The sequence below is a fragment of the Prevotella sp. HUN102 genome (assembly GCF_000688375.1).
Lineage (GTDB): Bacteria > Bacteroidota > Bacteroidia > Bacteroidales > Bacteroidaceae > Prevotella.
The window spans coordinates 13,055-30,410 of sequence record NZ_JIAF01000001.1 but is presented as its reverse complement, the minus strand read 5'-3'; the positions used below and the strand labels follow the sequence as shown (position 1 = coordinate 30,410).

The window sequence follows — 17,356 nt, the reverse complement described above, 5'->3', positions numbered from 1 at the left end:
ACTCGTAAACTTGTTTGTCCTCTCATTCGTTTCCTCACAAACAAATCTACTTGTCCACTCGTAAACTCGTCTACTTGTTCACTTATAAACTTGTTCACTCGTCCACTTGTAAACTTGTCTCCTTGTTCACTTGTTTCCTCGTTCCCTTACCTCCTACTCACTCCCCTTAAACAGACTGTCTACGAATTGTTCCTTGTTGAAGAGCTGCAAGTCTTCCATTCCTTCGCCCAGTCCGATATATTTTACCGGCACTTTGAGTTGGTCGCTGATTCCGATCACCACACCACCCTTGGCAGTACCGTCCAGTTTCGTGATGGCGAGGGAGGTTATCTGCGTTACGGATGCGAACTGCTTAGCCTGTTCAAAGGCGTTCTGCCCCGTGCTGCCGTCAAGCACCAACATCACTTCGTCGGGTGCTTCGGGCAATACCTTCTTCATCACTTCCTTTATCTTCTTCAGCTCATTCATCAAGCCCACCTTGTTGTGCAGACGACCAGCCGTATCAATGATTACCACGTCGGCACCATTCGCCTTTGCACTCTGAAGCGTGTCGAAGGCAACACTCGCGGGGTCGGAGCCCATCTGCTGCTTTATTACCGGCACGCCCACTCTGTCGCCCCAAATCTGAATCTGTTCCACGGCGGCAGCCCTGAAAGTGTCAGCCGCACCGAGATAAACCTTCTTTCCGGCTTTCTTGAACTGATAGGCGAGCTTGCCGATAGTGGTGGTCTTGCCCACTCCGTTCACACCCACAATCAGGATAACGTAAGGCGTATGGTCAGCAGGCAAATCCCAGTCTTCGGCATTCTCCGAATTATTCTCCGTAAGAAGATTGGCTATCTCCTCTCTCAGCACGCCGTTGAGTTCCGATGTAGAAACATATTTGTCGCGGGCAATGCGCTCTTCAATGCGCTCAATCACCTTCACGGTGGTTTCCACGCCCACGTCGGAAGTGATAAGTATCTCTTCAAGATTATCGAGCACCTCGTCGTCTACCTTTGACTTACCTGCCACAGCACGTGCAAGTTTTGAAAACACACTCTGCTTGGTAGTCTCAAGACCTTTGTCGAGCACTTCCTTTTTCTTCTTATTAAACAGTCCGAAAAATCCCATAATTAGCTAATTTGTTGCAAAGTTACCATAAATCAGACAAAAAAACAAATAAATCAGTGGAAAGAGTTTGTGATGAAGGGGACAAGAGAACGAGGAAACGAGAGTTTACAAGAGAACGAGGGAACAAGGGGACGAGGAGATTTCTTCAGAATCTTATCCTTGGTTCGAGACAAGCCCGAACTAAGAAGCATAAGATTGTGCTGAAAAGTATTCAGTCCCTTTGGCTTAACCTCTTCACTAAATCCCACGGAAACACAGATTTTGTTTCGCAACAGAAAAGGAATACCTGCGCAATCTGCGTAAAACAATCTCTCGCAGATTGCGCAAATCCCGCAAATTATCTCGACAAAAAGAAATAAAATCAGCGGAATCTGCGCTATCAGCGAGAAATTGTATCTTTTTTTTGCATTTAAATTATTATTTACTAATTTTGCAACGACTAACATTCTAAAGTGTTATGGAAAAACTCAAAAACTCATTACACTCATTCTTGATTATGAAAAAGTATTCCGTTTTATTGTTGTTTGCAGCCTTAATACTGCTTCCTGTCGCTTCCAAAGCACAGACTATCAACGGACGCATCATTGACGAACTATCACAACCGATACCATTCGCCAACATTGTACTGCTAAGCCTGAATGATTCTGCCTTTGTTCAAGGAACAGTATCGAATGACGACGGAACTTTCTCCATCGAAACAGACAGGCAAGAAGGCATACTGAAAATATCAAGCGTTGGCTACAAGACGATTTATACAGATGCACGACAGGGAGACATCGGAGTTTTTCAGATGCAGCCCGAAACATTTACGCTCAATGGTGTAACGGTAAAAGCAGAACGGCCGCAATTCAAAATGTCTGACGACGGAATGGTTGTCAGCGTACAGAACTCCTTGTTGCGCCAAGCCGGCACTGCCGATGAAGTCTTGTCGCAGATTCCAAGAGTATCGGGAAGCAATGGCAATTTCAACGTGTTCGGAAAGGGCAGACCGCTCATTTACATTAACAACCGTAGAATAACCAACGCTTCGGAACTCTCACAACTGAAATCTTCCGATATCAAGAATGTGGAACTGATAACCAATCCCGGAGCACAATACGGCGGAACGGTTCAGGCAGTCATTAAAATCAAGACCATACCACAACGTGGCGACGGATGGAGTTTCTCATCGTACAGTTTTGCCAACTTTTCCCGAAAATTCAGCCCTATGGAGTCTCTAAACCTAAAGTACAGGCACAATAATCTGGAATTGTTCGGCAATTTCAGAATCCACTCTCTGCACAACAGGCAGTACGCTGAATTTGAACAGACTATGCAGGGAAAACATCTGATCAGGGAGACTGGCAAGGATACCATCTTCAATAATGGAGACAAGCAGTTGAGAGGACAAATAGGACTCAATTACGACATCAGCAAAAACCATTCATTCGGTATGGTCTACGGCATCGCCAAGTCGCTTCACGATGTTGTCAATGCCTCATCATTTCTTGATTTCGCCATCGACAAAACTCTGCAAGAACAAATTCAAATGAAGTCTGCCTATACTTCTTACCATACCCCAGACCACGAATTTGACACCTACTACACAGGACAGATGGGTAAACTTTCCATTGACTTCAATGGCACCTACTTTTACAGCAAGCAGACACGGACACAAAGCAATGAAGATTACAGCAGCATTTCAGGAATGCAGATTATCGACGTGAACAATGTTACTGTAAACAAAATGCTGGCAGGAAAACTCATTCTCACTTATCCCATCCTGAAAGGCAAACTGAATTTCGGTTCCGAATATATCGATGCACGGAGCGAAGGCAGCAATATCAACATTCAACACATTTTTGACAACGCCAACACGCAGATAAAGGAACGGAATTTGGCAGGATTCTTTGATTACAGCATACCATTTGGCGACTTTCGTGTCCGGGCAGGTTTGCGGTACGAACGTGTCGTTTCCGATTATTTTTCCAATGGCGTATGGCAGAACGAACCAAGTCGCAAATACTCTGACTGGTTTCCCAATCTCTCCATACTATGGAGTAAGGGGAAATGGCAAGCCCAGTTAGGATATAATGCAAAGACGGCAAGACCTTCTTACCGCAACCTTTCAAGTTGGATGCAGTACGACAACCGATATGAATATCAAGGTGGCAATCCTTTCCTTCAGCCGGCAAAGATACATTCTATCGACCTGACCGTAACCCGGAATTGGCTTACATTCACGGCAGGCTATAAAAACACAAAGGATCTAGTGGCTTATGTGATTCGTCCATACAACGAGGATATATTTATCAAGACCTATGCCAATATCAACCGAATTCAAAATCTGTATGCCTCTGTATCAGCCTCGCCAAAATTCGGAATCTACCAACCTGTGTATGAAGCGAGCGTCCTGAAGCAATTCTTTAAAGACGATTCTTTTGGCGATGGCGTTTCCTTGGGACGTCCGTTACTGTCTTTCCGTATGAGAAACCGTTTTGCCATCCGTCGGGATTTTACCGTCAGCGTAAATCTTTCCTATCTCTCATCGTATGCAAACACAATCAGCGTATATAAGGAGAGTGGTGCTATTGACCTGAACATATACAAGAGTTTCTTCAAAAACAAACTGATTTGCAATCTTTGGGTGCGCGACCTGCTGAATACCCAAAAGAGACGCTATACGATGTATGGGCTGAACAGCATATTTACAACCAATCAAGATATGGACACCCGCTGCTTCAGCATCGGCATCCAGTATAATTTCAATACGACAAGAAACAAGTATAAAGGCACCGGTGCAGGCAATGATGAAAAAGGTCGATTGTAATGAAACGATTTCCTTTCCTTAAAACCGTTTCTCTCTACTACACGGAGCAGCAATACCAATATACATTGTAAGATGCTGAAAACAAGCATCTTAAACTCCGTTTCCAAACGTGCGAAGAATGCAGCGCAATCTTCGCACGTTTGCATTCCATTCTTGCGAAGATTGCCGTGCATTCTTCGGTCAGTTGAAAATCACGCTTTCAATCCACCTGAAATTATTGTGCTTTTGCAGAGTCTCAATCTGGTGTTCTTGAAGGATTAAGCTCTGAAATCTGCGCAATCAGCCTGAAATCGTTTCTCGCAGATGGCGCAGATTACGCAGAAAATCTTATCGGAAACAATCAGAAATCTACGGTAGAATGACTATGAAAATCTGCAAAATCTGCATTATTTGCAAGAAATTATCATTACCTTTGCAACACTAACGAAACGCAATGAGACATATAACTGCCATTATCGCACTGATTGCCCTTTTGCTGACAGGGTGCGGCAACTCAACATATCACGGAAAACTCGATGCCATAGACAGCCTCATCGCCCATCAGGACGAAAAGGCACTCACGGCATTGGACAGCCTTGCGCCATACCAAGAGGACTTTACAAGGGGAGAGAATATGCGCTATCACTTCCTCCTCGCAGATGCGCACAACCAGTTTTTCGTGCCGATGACAGCCGATACCTTTATGACCGACGTGGCGGAATACTACGAGGACAAGGGCAGCGAGCAGCAGCAAGTGAAGGCATTGTATCTTCTCGGATGCGTGTACCGCGACAGGAACGACGCACCACAGGCAATAGAATACTACCACAGAGCCATTTCCCGAGCCGACACCACAAAAAACGACTGCGATTATTTCCAGCTATGCAGAGTCTATGCACAGATGGCAGGCATATTCGACGACCAGAGGGTGCCTGCATTGGAGATTCCGATGTGGCAAAAAGCCATTAAATATGCTGAAATGGCAAAAGACACTCTTTCTGCCATTAATTACCTTGAACATTCTTCCGGGGCATATTATATGCTGGGACAAAAAGAAAAAGCATACGAAATCTGCAAGGAAACATACAAAAGATATAAAGATTTTGGATATAGCGACTGGGCCGCTGCGTCATTATCCTTAATTATCGACTATGAGCTGAATACTAAAAAACTGGATAAAGTCAAGCAACATATTGATGAATATACCTATAAATCGGGTGATTTCATAAGAAAGACTTCTTTTCACAATTATTACAATGCCAGATATTACGAAATTATTGGCAAAAGAGATTCTTCAGCATCATATTACTACAAGTTATTGGAAAATACCAATCGTATTTCAAATTTGGAGAATGGCTATCGTGGGTTGATGAACTACTACCAATACAGAAACCTTCCTGATTCTGTTACAAAATATGCTACACTTTTTGCCGACGCGAACGATTCCGCCAGTTTCAACAACTCAATGGCAGAAATTGTCCGTATGAAGGCACAGTACAACTATAACGCCCAGCAGTTCATTGCCAAGGAAAAGGCAGAGGAAAGCGCACGGCTGCAAAAGATTATATATTGTATATGTTTAGGTTTCGGTCTGATTCTCTTTTCAACATATTTCTATGTAAAGAAAGTAAAGAAAAAACAGAGGGAGAAGCAGATGGCAACGAACAAGGAATATACGTCTTTGCTTTTCAGGCACCGGGAGCTGACAGACGAACTGGCTTCGCTGCATACAGACTTGGCACTTTATAAGAACGACAAGGAAGAAGAAATCAGCTTATTGCAGCGGCAGCTTAACGCTTTCAGGGAAACTGAATACAAGGTGGGAGAATGGGATCAGGAAGAGGCATTGCTCTCTCACCAGACTGTAAGAAGATTCCACGAGCTTTCCTCACGCATTGCCGTGCCTTCTGAAAGTGAATGGAGCGATCTGTTTGAAATAACCGCTCAAAACATCCCCGACTTTTACGAGGTGCTTATGAACGCCGATTTATTGCTGACAGATAAAGAAATAAAAACCTGCCTCCTGATCAGGCTGTACTTTATTCCATCAGAGATTGCAATTCTGCTGAATGTAACCAAGCAGCGCGTAACGAATTTGCGCGGCACACTCAATAAAAAACTGTTCAACACCGAGGGAACAAATGGCCTTGACAAGCGTATCAGAAGCATTTAGCGTGCTGTGTACTCAGTACACAGCACATTCATAAACTCCTCGTTTACAATCGAATACAAACTTTTCACACTACTGTGTACTAAGTGTACTCATTTTATTTGGAATTTTAATTATTGTTTCCTAACTTTGCAGTAGCCAATATTCTAAAGTGTTATGAAAAAACTTATAACAATCATTCTTGCCCTGCTGACAATCTGCCCATTATCCATTTATGCCGATAATGAACAGAAGATTATCTTCACTGCAACCTACGTCAATCCGGGAAAAGAGGCCACTCCTATAAGAAGAATGCCTACACAGTCTGTATCAGCAATATTTAAGGACTATATATTAACATTCCAATCCATCAACACAGAATTTATATTAACACTGTGGGATGAGAACAATGTCCTTGTATATACTGCACATATAGTTCCGAACATTTCAGAATACACGCTACCTACAAATCTTAAAGGAAGCTATAAATTGAAACTGAGTTCTGAAAAATGCGCATATACAGGTTCTGTTTTTATAAGTAGTTAAATATAGACAGTATACCCATACCTAGTTTTACCACAAATATAAAAATCATAAAATCAGCAAAGGTCTATTAATAAATTCAACTTATAGTAATAAATATATCTTAAGATAAATATAGAGAAAGAAACGCCTCGACATTTGAAAGGACGAGTTCCTTTTAATATCTACACAGACATAATTCGCGATTAATGTCGCTGTAGCTTGGGTAACTTTGCCAAGGTTTCAAAAAAATCTATAAGAATATTCTTTATAGAAAACCTAAAAATCAAAAAACATGAAAATTTTAAAAATTCTTGAAAAGGGAGAACAAGTTTCTGAAAAACAGATGGTAGATTTGTGTGGAGGCACTGATATGATGGCCAACACTAACAAAGCTGTTCTTTCTTGCAGTTGTGATGGAAATGGCGATAATACCAACAAGGGATTTATTTGTTCATGCGACGAAGTCAAACCATTAAAACCTACAACAGGAGACGGTGGTGATAAGCCTATAACAAGACCATAACATTATTACGTTTAGTAAAGCACTCTAACAGGAACGGGTGAAAAATTGAAATTTTCACTCGTTCTGTCAAAATTCAAAATGATATGGCTATAAAAGTAAGTAAATATACAATATTTCATCGACAAGGAGAAAAATTATATTTATATCATCAACTTAGCAAAACTTTATTGGAAATTGATGAGGAGTTGTACACTGCATTAACAAATCCAAATTTAGACATCCTTTCCCCTGATGTAAAACAATGTCTCGAAAACGCTTTTGTGCTTATAGATGAATCAATAGAAGAAAGTGATGCTGTCAAAGCAGCAAATTTTCGTTGTAGATACAATTCTGATTCTATACGCATCACGATATTACCCACATTGAATTGTAATTTCCAATGCTGGTATTGCTATGAAAATCATAAACCTTCCAGAATTAGCAAAGAAGGGACATTTTCAATATTAGAGTTTATTAAGAAGGAAACTATCTCAAAATCTAAAAAGAATATTATTCTTGATTGGTTTGGTGGAGAACCTATGTTGTGTTTTAACAGTATAATTTATCCATTTTCAAAACAGTTAATTTCTTGGTGCAAAGAAAATAATATAACTTTGTACTGTATGACAACAACAAACGGAAGTCTTATTAATGAAAACAATGTTGTAAAAATCAATGAAATTGGACTATCGCAATTTCAAATAACATTAGATGGTGGTAAAGAATTACACAACAAGACAAGATTTTCAAACAATTTAACAAATTCCTATGATACAATTGTCTCAAACATACATCTGCTTTGCAATAAAGTAAAAAACATACATATCGAACTTAGAATCAATTACACCCCTGAAAATATACATACACTATCTTCTATTCTTGATGATTTTGATTTTAAAATTAGACACAAGATTCAAATCTCACCACACATTGTTTGGCAAAAATCAGATAAAATTATGGATTTAAATAAAAGCATTCAAAATTTTTGCCAAGAAGCCCTAATAAAGGGGTATTCTGTTCCTGACAACATACTAAGAAACCGATGTTTGTCATGTTATACAGAAAATGCAGACCAATATGTCATAAACTATGATTTGTCTGTATATAAATGTACTGCAAGAGATTATGATAAAAAATATTCAATAGGAAAAATTCTCCCTAATGGAAAATTCCTTCCAAATGGATTATATTATAAATATATTACTGAGACTGCTCCTTTTATTAATGAGGAATGCCTTAAATGCAATATCTTACCAAGTTGTATGTTTGCCACATCTTGTTTACAGAAAAAAATAGAAGGGTCTAATTATTCCTGCTGTAGGGAACTTATCACGGAAAGCATTAGCAGTTTTATAAATAAAAAAATAATATCATTATGAAATTGAAAACAGTCTTACTTCTTATTCTCTCCCTATTGGGACAGATAAGCATTTCCGCACAGGAGAGCAGGAAGAGAATCTTCGGAACGGTCGTGAACACGAAAGGCGAACCTTTGGAGTTCATTAACGTAACCGTAAGAAACCTTTCGGATTCCACATTCATAACCGGAAAACTTACCGACGGGCGAGGGCAATTCGTCTTTGACAGCATTCCCTCGCCGGTCTGGCTCGTCTTCAGCGGCGTGGGCTACAAAACGCAGCGCACAAAGGCTGACGACACCGAAATGAGGATTGCACTCGAAGAGAACCAGACCGAACTCTCCGAGGTGGTGGTGCTCGGCTCCTATACCACGAGGAAACCCTCCGGTGCACTCACCGTAAGGATGCAGGGAAACCCCATTGCAGAGGGCAAGAACACGATGGAGGCTCTCAGATACGTGCAGGGCGTGCAGGTAATGAACAGCAACATCCTCGTAAACGGCAAGGAAGGAACGCTCATCTACCTCGGCGACAGGCTCATTTCCAGTTCAGAGCTTCAGGCCATACCGGCATCTATGGTAAAGAACGTTGAAATCGTATCCAATCCCGGCATTGCCTACGGAAAGGATGCCGTGGGAGGCATCGTCAAGGTTACGTTAAGGGAGCAGCAGGGAATGATAGGCAACGCCGAACTGGCAGCTCAGACAGACAAGATGGGGCTGGTGGACCTGATGCTATCCTCGGCAATACAGTATCAGAAGGGGAAGTTCACGCTCTACAACAACCTCAAGGGAGGAGGGGGAACGTACAGGACACGATACGATAGAACCGACTCCTATCTCGGATACACCGAATACAGGCATTCCGATACCGACAAGAAGGAGAAAGCCATTATTGAGAACATCGGGATGACCTACAAGATTAGCCCCGCACAGACGCTGAGCCTCTACGGAGGTTTTTACTGGGTAAACGACAGGATAAACTTGGAAAACACCACAGGAAAACTATTGGCGTTCAGACAGAACGACAGGCAGAAGTTCAACGAACTGAATGCCGGCCTCTACTACAAGCTCGGACTGCCTGTGGGCGAAGGTTCGTCCTTCTCGGCAAAGGTGGAATATTTCAGGCAGAACAGTGGAACCGACGAGACGTATTTCAGGGAAAAGGAAGACAATACACGGCTCGACCAGACGATGGACTACCTCAAGGCCGACCCGTGCGTGGAGCTTAGTTTCAAGGACGGAAGCAGCCTCAGCGCAGGATTTAGGTTCACAAGAGCGGTGGACAACAACCGGACTGACGGAATAGAGAATCCGTTGCTCAACGGAATAAGGAGACAGGACTTCAGGATTTCGGGCGGCGACAACTCGCCGTGGATAGAATACGGACGTATGTTCGGAAAGAAACTCTACGCACAGGCGGGGGCGAGCTATCTGGCAACGGACGTCCGCTACAAGGACCAACTCTATCCCGCAGCCGACTACAAGGTGGAGTCCAGAGGTCTCTTTGCCAACGTGCAGCTGCAATACGTGCTCAATCCCGCAAAGAGGTCCTTCCTCACGCTCGCCTACAAGAAAGACTTCTCCCTGCCGAGCTACGGATATTACAGTCCGTTGGCCATCTATCAGAACGAGAAGCTGTACAGCATAGGAAACCAGAAGCTGAGGAAGGAGAGTTTCCACGCCGTGGAGCTGAACTGGTACGTAAACCCACGGTGGACGATAACCTACCGGCTCAGAACCGGAAAGGACATCATCCACGTGATGGCGCATCAGGACGCTAAGAATCCCGAAGTGGTCTACACGCAGCCCGACAACGTGGGGAAACTGGTGGGCAACTACCTCTCCCTTTCCTACACCAACAGGTTCTTCAGCCGTTGGAACACCAACAACCTCGTATATGCCAGACACGATTATGAGTCGATGCCCGAACTCGACGTGAGAAAGGTCTCCTTCGGATGGAGTCTCGACCAGCAGGTGCAGCTCAGGGAGAATCTCGGCCTGACGCTCTCATTCAATGGGGAAACGCCACGGGAGAAGCTGAGCTACAAAACCGGCATCAGATACGGAGTAGACCTCGGTGCCTATATGACCCTGCTCAACAATCGGATGAACATAAGTCTTATGGCAGCCAACATCCTGCACAGCGAGAACGAAATGACCTTCAGGACCGGCGGCATAGAAATGAAGCGCATCGATGTGTCGCCTCTGACGCGCCTGAAGCTCTCCGTGTCGTGGAACTTCGCTGCCGGCGATAAGATAAAGCGACAGAAAAACAACATCGTAAACTCTACTGCGAGGGAAACACCGACGTTATGACGGAATTGAGCAAGAAAAGTATCATATCTATCCATCAAAGAGACGCAATGGACTGTGGCCCTACTTGTTTAGCAATGATAGCCACGTATTATAAGCGGCATTCTGATATAGAAAAAATACGAAAATATTGCTCCTCAAGCAAAAATGGAATTTCTTTACTTGGAATCGACAAGGCTGCTAAAAAGATAGGATTTAATACTGTGGTTGGGTGTTTGGGAGTAAAAAGGCTTTTACAAGATAATTTTTCTCCCTGCATCCTCCATTGGAATCAGAATCACTTCGTAGTACTCTACAAGGTAAAGAAAGGAAAGACGTTCTACATCGCCGACCCCGGAAAGGGACTCGTGAAATACGATTTTGAGGAATTCAAGAAGCACTGGATAAGCACGAAAAACAATGGAGAAGAAAAAGGCATAGCAATGTTTCTCGAACCCACACCGGAGTTCTATACTAACAACATTGCCGAAGATGACACAAGAGATGGGCGTTCATTCAAGTTCCTGTTCAGATACATAAGGAAGTACCACAAGTATTTCGGGCAAATAGTTTTGGGACTGCTTGTAGGAAGTCTGTTGCAACTCATACTGCCCTTCCTCACACAGTCTATCGTAGACATGGGAATAAGGAATCAGGACGTCGGATTCATCTGGCTCATCCTTCTGGGACAACTGATGCTTACAGTCAGCCGGACAGCAATAGACTTCATACGCCGGTGGCTTCTGCTGCACATATCTATGAGGATAAACATATCACTTGTGAGCGATTTCTTCATTAAGCTGCTCAAACTGCCGATGGCTTTCTTCGACACCAAACTGATGGGAGACCTTATGCAAAGAATGGGAGACCACGGGCGTGTGAACAGTTTCCTCACACAGCAGACGCTGAACATCGTTTTCTCGCTCTTTACCTTTATTGTCTTCAGCATCGTGCTGCTGGCCTATGACTGGCTTGTCTTCACTATATTTATGCTCGGCAGTCTGCTCTATGGCAGTTGGCTCGCCCTCTTCCTCAGACGCAGAAAGGTGCTCGACTATGAACTCTTCGAGCAACAGGCCATAAACAACAACAAGACCTACGAGTTCATCACGTCGATGCAGGAAATCAAACTCCAAGACTGCGAACAACGCAGGCGATGGGAATGGGAGGACGTACAGGCCGACCTCTTCGGCGTGCAGATAAAATCGCTCAGGCTACAGCAGACACAGGAAGCCGGAGCAATATTCATCAACGAACTGAAGAACATTGTCATAACAGTGGTGGCGGCGACAGCAGTGATACACGGACAGCTTACTCTCGGAATGATGCTCGCCGTGCAGTACATCATTGGACAGCTCAACTCTCCCGTAGAGCAGCTGATGGGATTCTTCTATTCCATACAGGACGTGAAAATCAGCCTCGATCGCATCAATGAGATACATCACATGGAAGATGAGAATGGAAAGCTAGGTCTTGAAAACAAAGTGAAGGAGAAAGACAGGGGGATAGAACTCGTGAACGTAGGTTTCAAATACGACCCTCATACCCTGAAAAACATCATCGACGGTGTGAGCATACATATTCCCAAGGGAAAGGTCACGGCCATTGTAGGAGCTTCGGGAAGTGGGAAAACCACTCTCATAAAACTCTTGCTGGGCTATTATCCCACGCTGACAGGAGAGATAAGGATAGGAGAAACGGACATCAACACGCTCAACAAGAAATGGTGGCGCAAACAGTGTGGCGTGGTAATGCAGGATGGCGTGATATTCTCAGAGTCAATAGCCCGAAACATTGCCGTGGACGACGGCAACATAGACGAACAGCGGCTCATCAAGGCTGCGAGGATTGCCTGCATCGATGAATACGTTATGAATCTCCCCCTGAAGTACAATACCAAAATCGGTAGAGACGGTGTGGGGCTAAGTCAGGGACAGAAGCAGCGCATACTCATTGCCAGAGCCGTCTACAAGAATCCGACCTATATCTTCCTCGATGAAGCCACAAATTCCCTCGATGCCAACAATGAGAGGAGGATAGTGCAGAATCTTGACGCATTCTACAAAGGAAAAACCGTCGTAATCGTGGCACACAGGCTCAGTACTGTCAGGAATGCCGACCAAATAGTGGTGCTGGACAAAGGAAAGGTGGTAGAAACCGGGAATCACGAAGAGCTTACGAAAAAGCGTGGCACATACTACGCCCTTGTGAAGAATCAGTTGGAACTGGGAAACTAAAAGCAATATGGAAAAGAACGACAAGATTGAACTGAGAAGTGAAAAGGTAAGGAATATCATAGGAGAGATTCCCCCAACAGTAGTGAGATATGGCATCCTCTGCATCGCGCTGACGGTAATAGGGCTGCTTGCGGCAATCTCTACCCTGTCATGGCCCGAAACCGTCAATGCCAGTATCGTGGCATTGGACGAGAATCAGGCGATTCTGTCTGTCCCCTACCGGTATGTGAACGACATAAAGCCGGGGATGAAAGCAAGCGTGGCATTCGAGGGATACAATGCTGAAGACTTCGGATACAAAGAAGGGGAGATTGTGAGCACCGACACGACGCCCAAGATGAGAAAGAATGGAAACATCTTTACAGCAACTATCGCCATCCGAGCAGAGAAGTACAGGATGAAGAAGGGGATGGCAGGCACGGCAAGCATACTCATATCCAACAGGACTGTGTTGGAAAGGATGATGCAGAGACTATTCTATTCCAAGTGATATGCTGAATATAACCAAGCAGCGCGTAACGAATTTGCGCCGCACACTCAATAAAAAACTATTCAACACCGAGGGAACAAATGGATTGGACAAGCGTATCAGAAGCATTTAGCCTGCTGTGTACTGAGTAAACAGTTATCCATAAACCTATTATAACCAACGATATACAAACTTTTTATACTGCTGTGTACTAAGTGTTCTCATTTTCTTTGGCATTTTATTTATTATTCTTTACCTTTGTAGCAATCTTCTGTGTTTATCTACAATTATATAATTGCTCGATGAATGTAAAATAGCTGATATATTACCTATGTATATCAAACATAGTAGATGAGAATAAAATAATAGATATCAAGGACAAAGAAGTAGCTAACCTTTTAATTTGTTATCTATATAAAGGGCAAGGTCTAACCTCTTTAAAGGCAAGAAGTCCCCAAACCGGTTAAGGACGTTATTGGCAGACTTTTTTTAACATTAATAAACAACAAAAACATGGAAAAATTAAAAATTGAAGAATTGGAAAACATCTTCGGAGGTGTTTCCAGAGAAGAGTATTGCGAACTGCTCCTCAAAATTTTAAAAGACAATCAACTTTCAGGCAAAGCACTTGAAGGTTGGTCTATTGGCTTTAAAACCCACTGCATAGACCTTTAAACAACTATGGGTGGATATTTGCAAAGAATATCCACCTGTAAAATGTGCCAATATGTTTAGTCTTTTCTATTTGAAAGTACATAATTATCTTTAAATCATATATGAAATACATTTGGACTACACTTTTTGTATTGATAGCATCTGTTGCAACTGCACAGAAGAAACTTGATGATGCCAAGCTGGAGTGCCAATACTACTATGTCTATCAGAACGATACTTTAAAAGGAAGCACGAAAGACGACAGATTAGTATTGCTAATCGGAGCAAAAATTTCTAAATGTTATAGTTACCATAGCCTTCAAATCGATTCGTTAGAAGAAAATCCTAATGGTAATAAAATTTATCTTCAAGAAGTTAAAGAATTTCTAAGAACAGGTGTACGGCCACGGCATAAGCGTATGAAAGCCTACACCTATAAGAATTATCCCGAGGGAAAAATGACAGTTACCGACGGATTGATGCTGCAGGACTATATCTATACGGATTCGCTGAACAATATTGACTGGTCTGTTAGCGATTCTACTAAAACTATCCTGAACTATACCGTGCAGATGGCTACGTGCGACTATCGGGGACACCACTGGACGGCGTGGTTCGCTCCTGACGTGCCCGTCAGCGACGGACCTTGGAAACTGCACGGACTGCCGGGACTCATAATGGAGGCATACGATACAAAGGCATATCATCACTTCACGCTTGTGGGAATACGAAAGGTAAAGGATATGCCCATCGTGATGAGCAAAACCTATGTAGGCACCAACAAATTTGAAAAGACAAACCGGAAAAGTTTCCTCAAGATGCAAAGGCAGTATCTTGAAAATATGACAGGAATGATTAAACTCGAAACAGGTATAGACCTCGACCCAAATTCCTCTCGCAGGGTGTTAACCTTCCAACCTCTGGAAACGGAGTAAATATAGAAATAAAGATACGAACATTATAATATGAACACAAAATAGCTGATATATCCGATGTAGTAGATAAAAACAAAACATAGATGTCAAAGGAGAAGAAGTTGCTAATCCTCCAATTTGCTATCTATGAAGAGGTAAGGCCTGCCCTCTCTAAACACAAGAAAGCCTCAACCGCGGATAAGGGTATTATTGGCAGGCTATTTTAAAACATTAATAAATAACCAAGGACATGGAAAAATTAAAAATTGAAGAATTGGAAAACATCTTCGGAGGTGTTTCCAGAGAAGAGTATTGCGAGAGCCTTCGCCAAATTATGAAATCAAGGAAAGGTGAAATGGAAGAAAACGAACTTGCAGGTTGGACTGTTGGTTACAACACTCACTGTGTAAATCACTAAACTATTATGGGTGGATATTTGCAAAAAGCATCCATCTGTAAAACGTTTCAATACGTTTAGTCTTTTCTATTTGGAAGTACATAATTATCTTTAAATCATATATGAAATACATTTGGACCATTTTTTTTGTATTAATATCATCTGTTGTAACTGCACAGAAGAAACTTGACGCTGCCAATCTGGAGTGTCAGTATCAATATATATATGTAAAGGATACTCTGAAAAAAATAATGGGAGAGGACGACAGACTCATACTGCTGGTAGGACCGAAACTGTCAAAATGTGCCAGTTATTACAGTCTTCAGATTGATTCTTTAGAAGAGAATCCCAAGGGCAATGAAATCTATGAGGCAGAAATTATGGAGTTTTTAAAAACAGGTGTACGGCCACGGCATAAGCGTATGAAGACCTATGTCTATAAAAATCTTCCTGAGGGGAAAATGACCGTTACTGACGGAATGACGCTGCAGGACTATATCTACACCGACTCGCTGAATAATATTGACTGGACGATCAGCGATTCCACCAAAACGATACTGAACTACACCGTGCAGATGGCCACGTGCGACTACCGGGGACACCACTGGACGGCGTGGTTCGCTCCTGACGTGCCCGTCAGCGACGGACCTTGGAAACTGCACGGACTGCCAGGACTCATAATGGAGGCATACGACACTAAGGCCTATCATCACTTCACACTCATGGGAATACGAAAGGTAAAGGATATACCCATCGTGATGAGCAAAACCTATGTAGGCACCAAGAAGTATGAAAAGGTAAGCAGACAGAAATTCATCAAGATGGAAAGACAGTATTATGAAGATACGACCGGAATGATCAGGCTCGAAACGGGCATTGACCTCGACCCTAATTCCTCTCGTAAGGTTTTGACCTTCCAACCTCTGGAAACGGAATAAGAATACCATTATGGCGGATAAAAAAATATAACCAAATATCTATGAAACAGATTTTAATGCTGTTACTCCTGTCCGTATGCTGCAATGTCGCAGCACAGAAGAAACTTGATGATGCCAAGCTGGAGTGCCAATACAACTATGTCTATCAGAACGATACTTTAAAAGGAAGCACGAAAGACGACAGATTGGTATTGCTAATCGGAGCAAAGGTCTCTAAGTGTTACAGCTATTACAGTATGCAGATGGACACAACTTTCTCGAAACCAAACTGGTTTGAAATTGTGAGTGCAGGCATTAATCAGGCTCTTACCAGCAATGTAGACCCACCACACAAACGTATGAAAACGTATGTATATAAAAACTATCCCGAAAAACAAATGACAGTTACCGATGGGCTGACAGAGCAAGACTATATCTACACCGACTCACTGAACAATATTGAATGGACAATCAGCGACTCCACCAAAACTATCCTGAACTATACCGTGCAGATGGCTACGTGCGACTATCGGGGACACCACTGGACGGCGTGGTTCGCTCTCGACGTGCCCGTCAGCGACGGACCTTGGAAACTGCACGGACTGCCGGGACTCATAATGGAGGCATACGACACAAAGGCTTATCATCACTTCACACTCGTGGGAATACGAAAGGTAAAGGATATGCCCATCGTGATGAGCAAAACCTATGTAGGCACCAACAAATTTGAAAAGACAAACCGGAAAAGTTTCCTCAAGATGCAAAGGCAGTATCTTGAAAATATGACAGGAATGATTAAACTCGAAACAGGCATTGACCTCGACCCAAATTCCTCACACAAGATATTAACCTTCCAACCTCTGGAAACGGAGTAAATATAGAAATAAAGATACGAACATTATAATATGAACACAAAATAGCTGATATATCCGATGTAATAGATAAAAACAAAACATAGATGTCAAAGGCGAAGAAGTTGCCAATCCTCCAATTTGCTATCTATGGAGAGGTAAGGCCTGCCTCTTTAAACGCAAGAAAG

At 42.8% G+C, this 17,356-nt stretch carries 14 protein-coding genes; 13 read left to right on the top strand and 1 reads right to left on the bottom strand.

Annotated features, from left to right (window positions below):
- Positions 1-153: 153 nt before the first annotated feature.
- On the bottom strand, positions 154-1,113 hold the full coding sequence (ftsY, locus tag P150_RS0100150) for a signal recognition particle-docking protein FtsY (RefSeq protein ID WP_028895945.1): 960 nt from the start codon (positions 1,111-1,113) through the stop codon (positions 154-156).
- 457 nt (positions 1,114-1,570) lie between these two features.
- Between ftsY and P150_RS0100140 the strand changes: the two genes are divergently transcribed.
- The 13 genes from P150_RS0100140 (at position 1,571) to P150_RS0100070 (ending at position 17,192) form a co-directional block, all read left to right on the top strand.
- Positions 1,571-3,922 (top strand): outer membrane beta-barrel family protein, encoded by a 2,352-nt coding sequence (locus tag P150_RS0100140; protein WP_051617375.1) that lies wholly within the window; start codon positions 1,571-1,573, stop codon positions 3,920-3,922.
- A gap of 433 nt (positions 3,923-4,355) precedes the next feature.
- The gene (locus tag P150_RS0100130; protein WP_028895941.1) at positions 4,356-6,074 is read left to right on the top strand and encodes a lipopolysaccharide assembly protein LapB; all 1,719 of its coding nucleotides are present in this window, start codon (positions 4,356-4,358) and stop codon (positions 6,072-6,074) included.
- A 153-nt stretch (positions 6,075-6,227) separates the two neighbouring features.
- Positions 6,228-6,596, top strand: a complete 369-nt coding sequence (locus P150_RS0100125; protein WP_028895940.1) for a hypothetical protein — start codon at positions 6,228-6,230, stop codon at positions 6,594-6,596.
- A 271-nt stretch (positions 6,597-6,867) separates the two neighbouring features.
- Entirely contained in the window at positions 6,868-7,098 is a 231-nt protein-coding gene (locus P150_RS0100120) for a hypothetical protein (protein WP_028895939.1), read from the top strand.
- An 83-nt stretch (positions 7,099-7,181) separates the two neighbouring features.
- Complete coding sequence (locus P150_RS0100115) at positions 7,182-8,456, top strand: radical SAM protein (protein WP_028895938.1); 1,275 nt, start codon at positions 7,182-7,184, stop codon at positions 8,454-8,456.
- A complete protein-coding gene (locus P150_RS0100110) occupies positions 8,453-10,753 on the top strand; it encodes an outer membrane beta-barrel protein (RefSeq protein WP_028895937.1) in 2,301 nt (766 codons plus the stop codon). The genes P150_RS0100115 and P150_RS0100110 overlap by 4 nt, the downstream gene beginning before the upstream one ends.
- Positions 10,750-12,966, top strand: coding sequence for a peptidase domain-containing ABC transporter (locus P150_RS0100105; protein ID WP_036931938.1), 2,217 nt, complete (start codon positions 10,750-10,752; stop codon positions 12,964-12,966). The genes P150_RS0100110 and P150_RS0100105 overlap by 4 nt, the downstream gene beginning before the upstream one ends.
- Positions 12,967-12,973: 7 nt before the next feature.
- Entirely contained in the window at positions 12,974-13,456 is a 483-nt protein-coding gene (locus P150_RS0100100) for a hypothetical protein (protein WP_028895935.1), read from the top strand.
- Positions 13,457-13,948: 492 nt separating this feature from the next.
- Positions 13,949-14,110, top strand: a complete 162-nt coding sequence (locus P150_RS17305; RefSeq protein WP_155952882.1) for a hypothetical protein — start codon at positions 13,949-13,951, stop codon at positions 14,108-14,110.
- A 101-nt stretch (positions 14,111-14,211) separates the two neighbouring features.
- Positions 14,212-15,024, top strand: coding sequence for a GLPGLI family protein (locus P150_RS16760; RefSeq protein WP_051617373.1), 813 nt, complete (start codon positions 14,212-14,214; stop codon positions 15,022-15,024).
- 229 nt (positions 15,025-15,253) lie between these two features.
- Positions 15,254-15,421 carry a hypothetical protein gene (locus P150_RS17300; protein WP_155952881.1) on the top strand — a complete coding sequence of 56 codons (168 nt, stop codon included), beginning with the start codon at positions 15,254-15,256 and terminating at the stop codon, positions 15,419-15,421.
- 101 nt (positions 15,422-15,522) lie between these two features.
- Positions 15,523-16,338, top strand: a complete 816-nt coding sequence (locus tag P150_RS16755) for a GLPGLI family protein (protein ID WP_051617370.1) — start codon at positions 15,523-15,525, stop codon at positions 16,336-16,338.
- A 41-nt stretch (positions 16,339-16,379) separates the two neighbouring features.
- Positions 16,380-17,192, top strand: a complete 813-nt coding sequence (locus P150_RS0100070; RefSeq protein ID WP_081819247.1) for a GLPGLI family protein — start codon at positions 16,380-16,382, stop codon at positions 17,190-17,192.
- The last annotated feature ends 164 nt before the right edge of the window (positions 17,193-17,356 follow it).

Bases quoted from the DNA above. Each gene is read 5' to 3' on its own strand.
- P150_RS17305 (WP_155952882.1), top strand. From the start codon at position 13,949: ATGGAAAAATTAAAAATTGAAGAATTGGAAAACATCTTCGGAGGTGTT.
- ftsY (WP_028895945.1), bottom strand. From the start codon at position 1,113: ATGGGATTTTTCGGACTGTTTAATAAGAAGAAAAAGGAAGTGCTCGAC.
- P150_RS0100105 (WP_036931938.1), top strand. From the start codon at position 10,750: ATGACGGAATTGAGCAAGAAAAGTATCATATCTATCCATCAAAGAGAC.
- P150_RS16755 (WP_051617370.1), top strand. From the start codon at position 15,523: ATGAAATACATTTGGACCATTTTTTTTGTATTAATATCATCTGTTGTA.
- P150_RS0100140 (WP_051617375.1), top strand. From the start codon at position 1,571: ATGGAAAAACTCAAAAACTCATTACACTCATTCTTGATTATGAAAAAG.
- P150_RS0100130 (WP_028895941.1), top strand. From the start codon at position 4,356: ATGAGACATATAACTGCCATTATCGCACTGATTGCCCTTTTGCTGACA.
- P150_RS0100120 (WP_028895939.1), top strand. From the start codon at position 6,868: ATGAAAATTTTAAAAATTCTTGAAAAGGGAGAACAAGTTTCTGAAAAA.
- P150_RS17300 (WP_155952881.1), top strand. From the start codon at position 15,254: ATGGAAAAATTAAAAATTGAAGAATTGGAAAACATCTTCGGAGGTGTT.
- P150_RS0100125 (WP_028895940.1), top strand. From the start codon at position 6,228: ATGAAAAAACTTATAACAATCATTCTTGCCCTGCTGACAATCTGCCCA.
- P150_RS16760 (WP_051617373.1), top strand. From the start codon at position 14,212: ATGAAATACATTTGGACTACACTTTTTGTATTGATAGCATCTGTTGCA.
- P150_RS0100070 (WP_081819247.1), top strand. From the start codon at position 16,380: ATGAAACAGATTTTAATGCTGTTACTCCTGTCCGTATGCTGCAATGTC.
- P150_RS0100100 (WP_028895935.1), top strand. From the start codon at position 12,974: ATGGAAAAGAACGACAAGATTGAACTGAGAAGTGAAAAGGTAAGGAAT.
- P150_RS0100110 (WP_028895937.1), top strand. From the start codon at position 8,453: ATGAAATTGAAAACAGTCTTACTTCTTATTCTCTCCCTATTGGGACAG.
- P150_RS0100115 (WP_028895938.1), top strand. From the start codon at position 7,182: ATGGCTATAAAAGTAAGTAAATATACAATATTTCATCGACAAGGAGAA.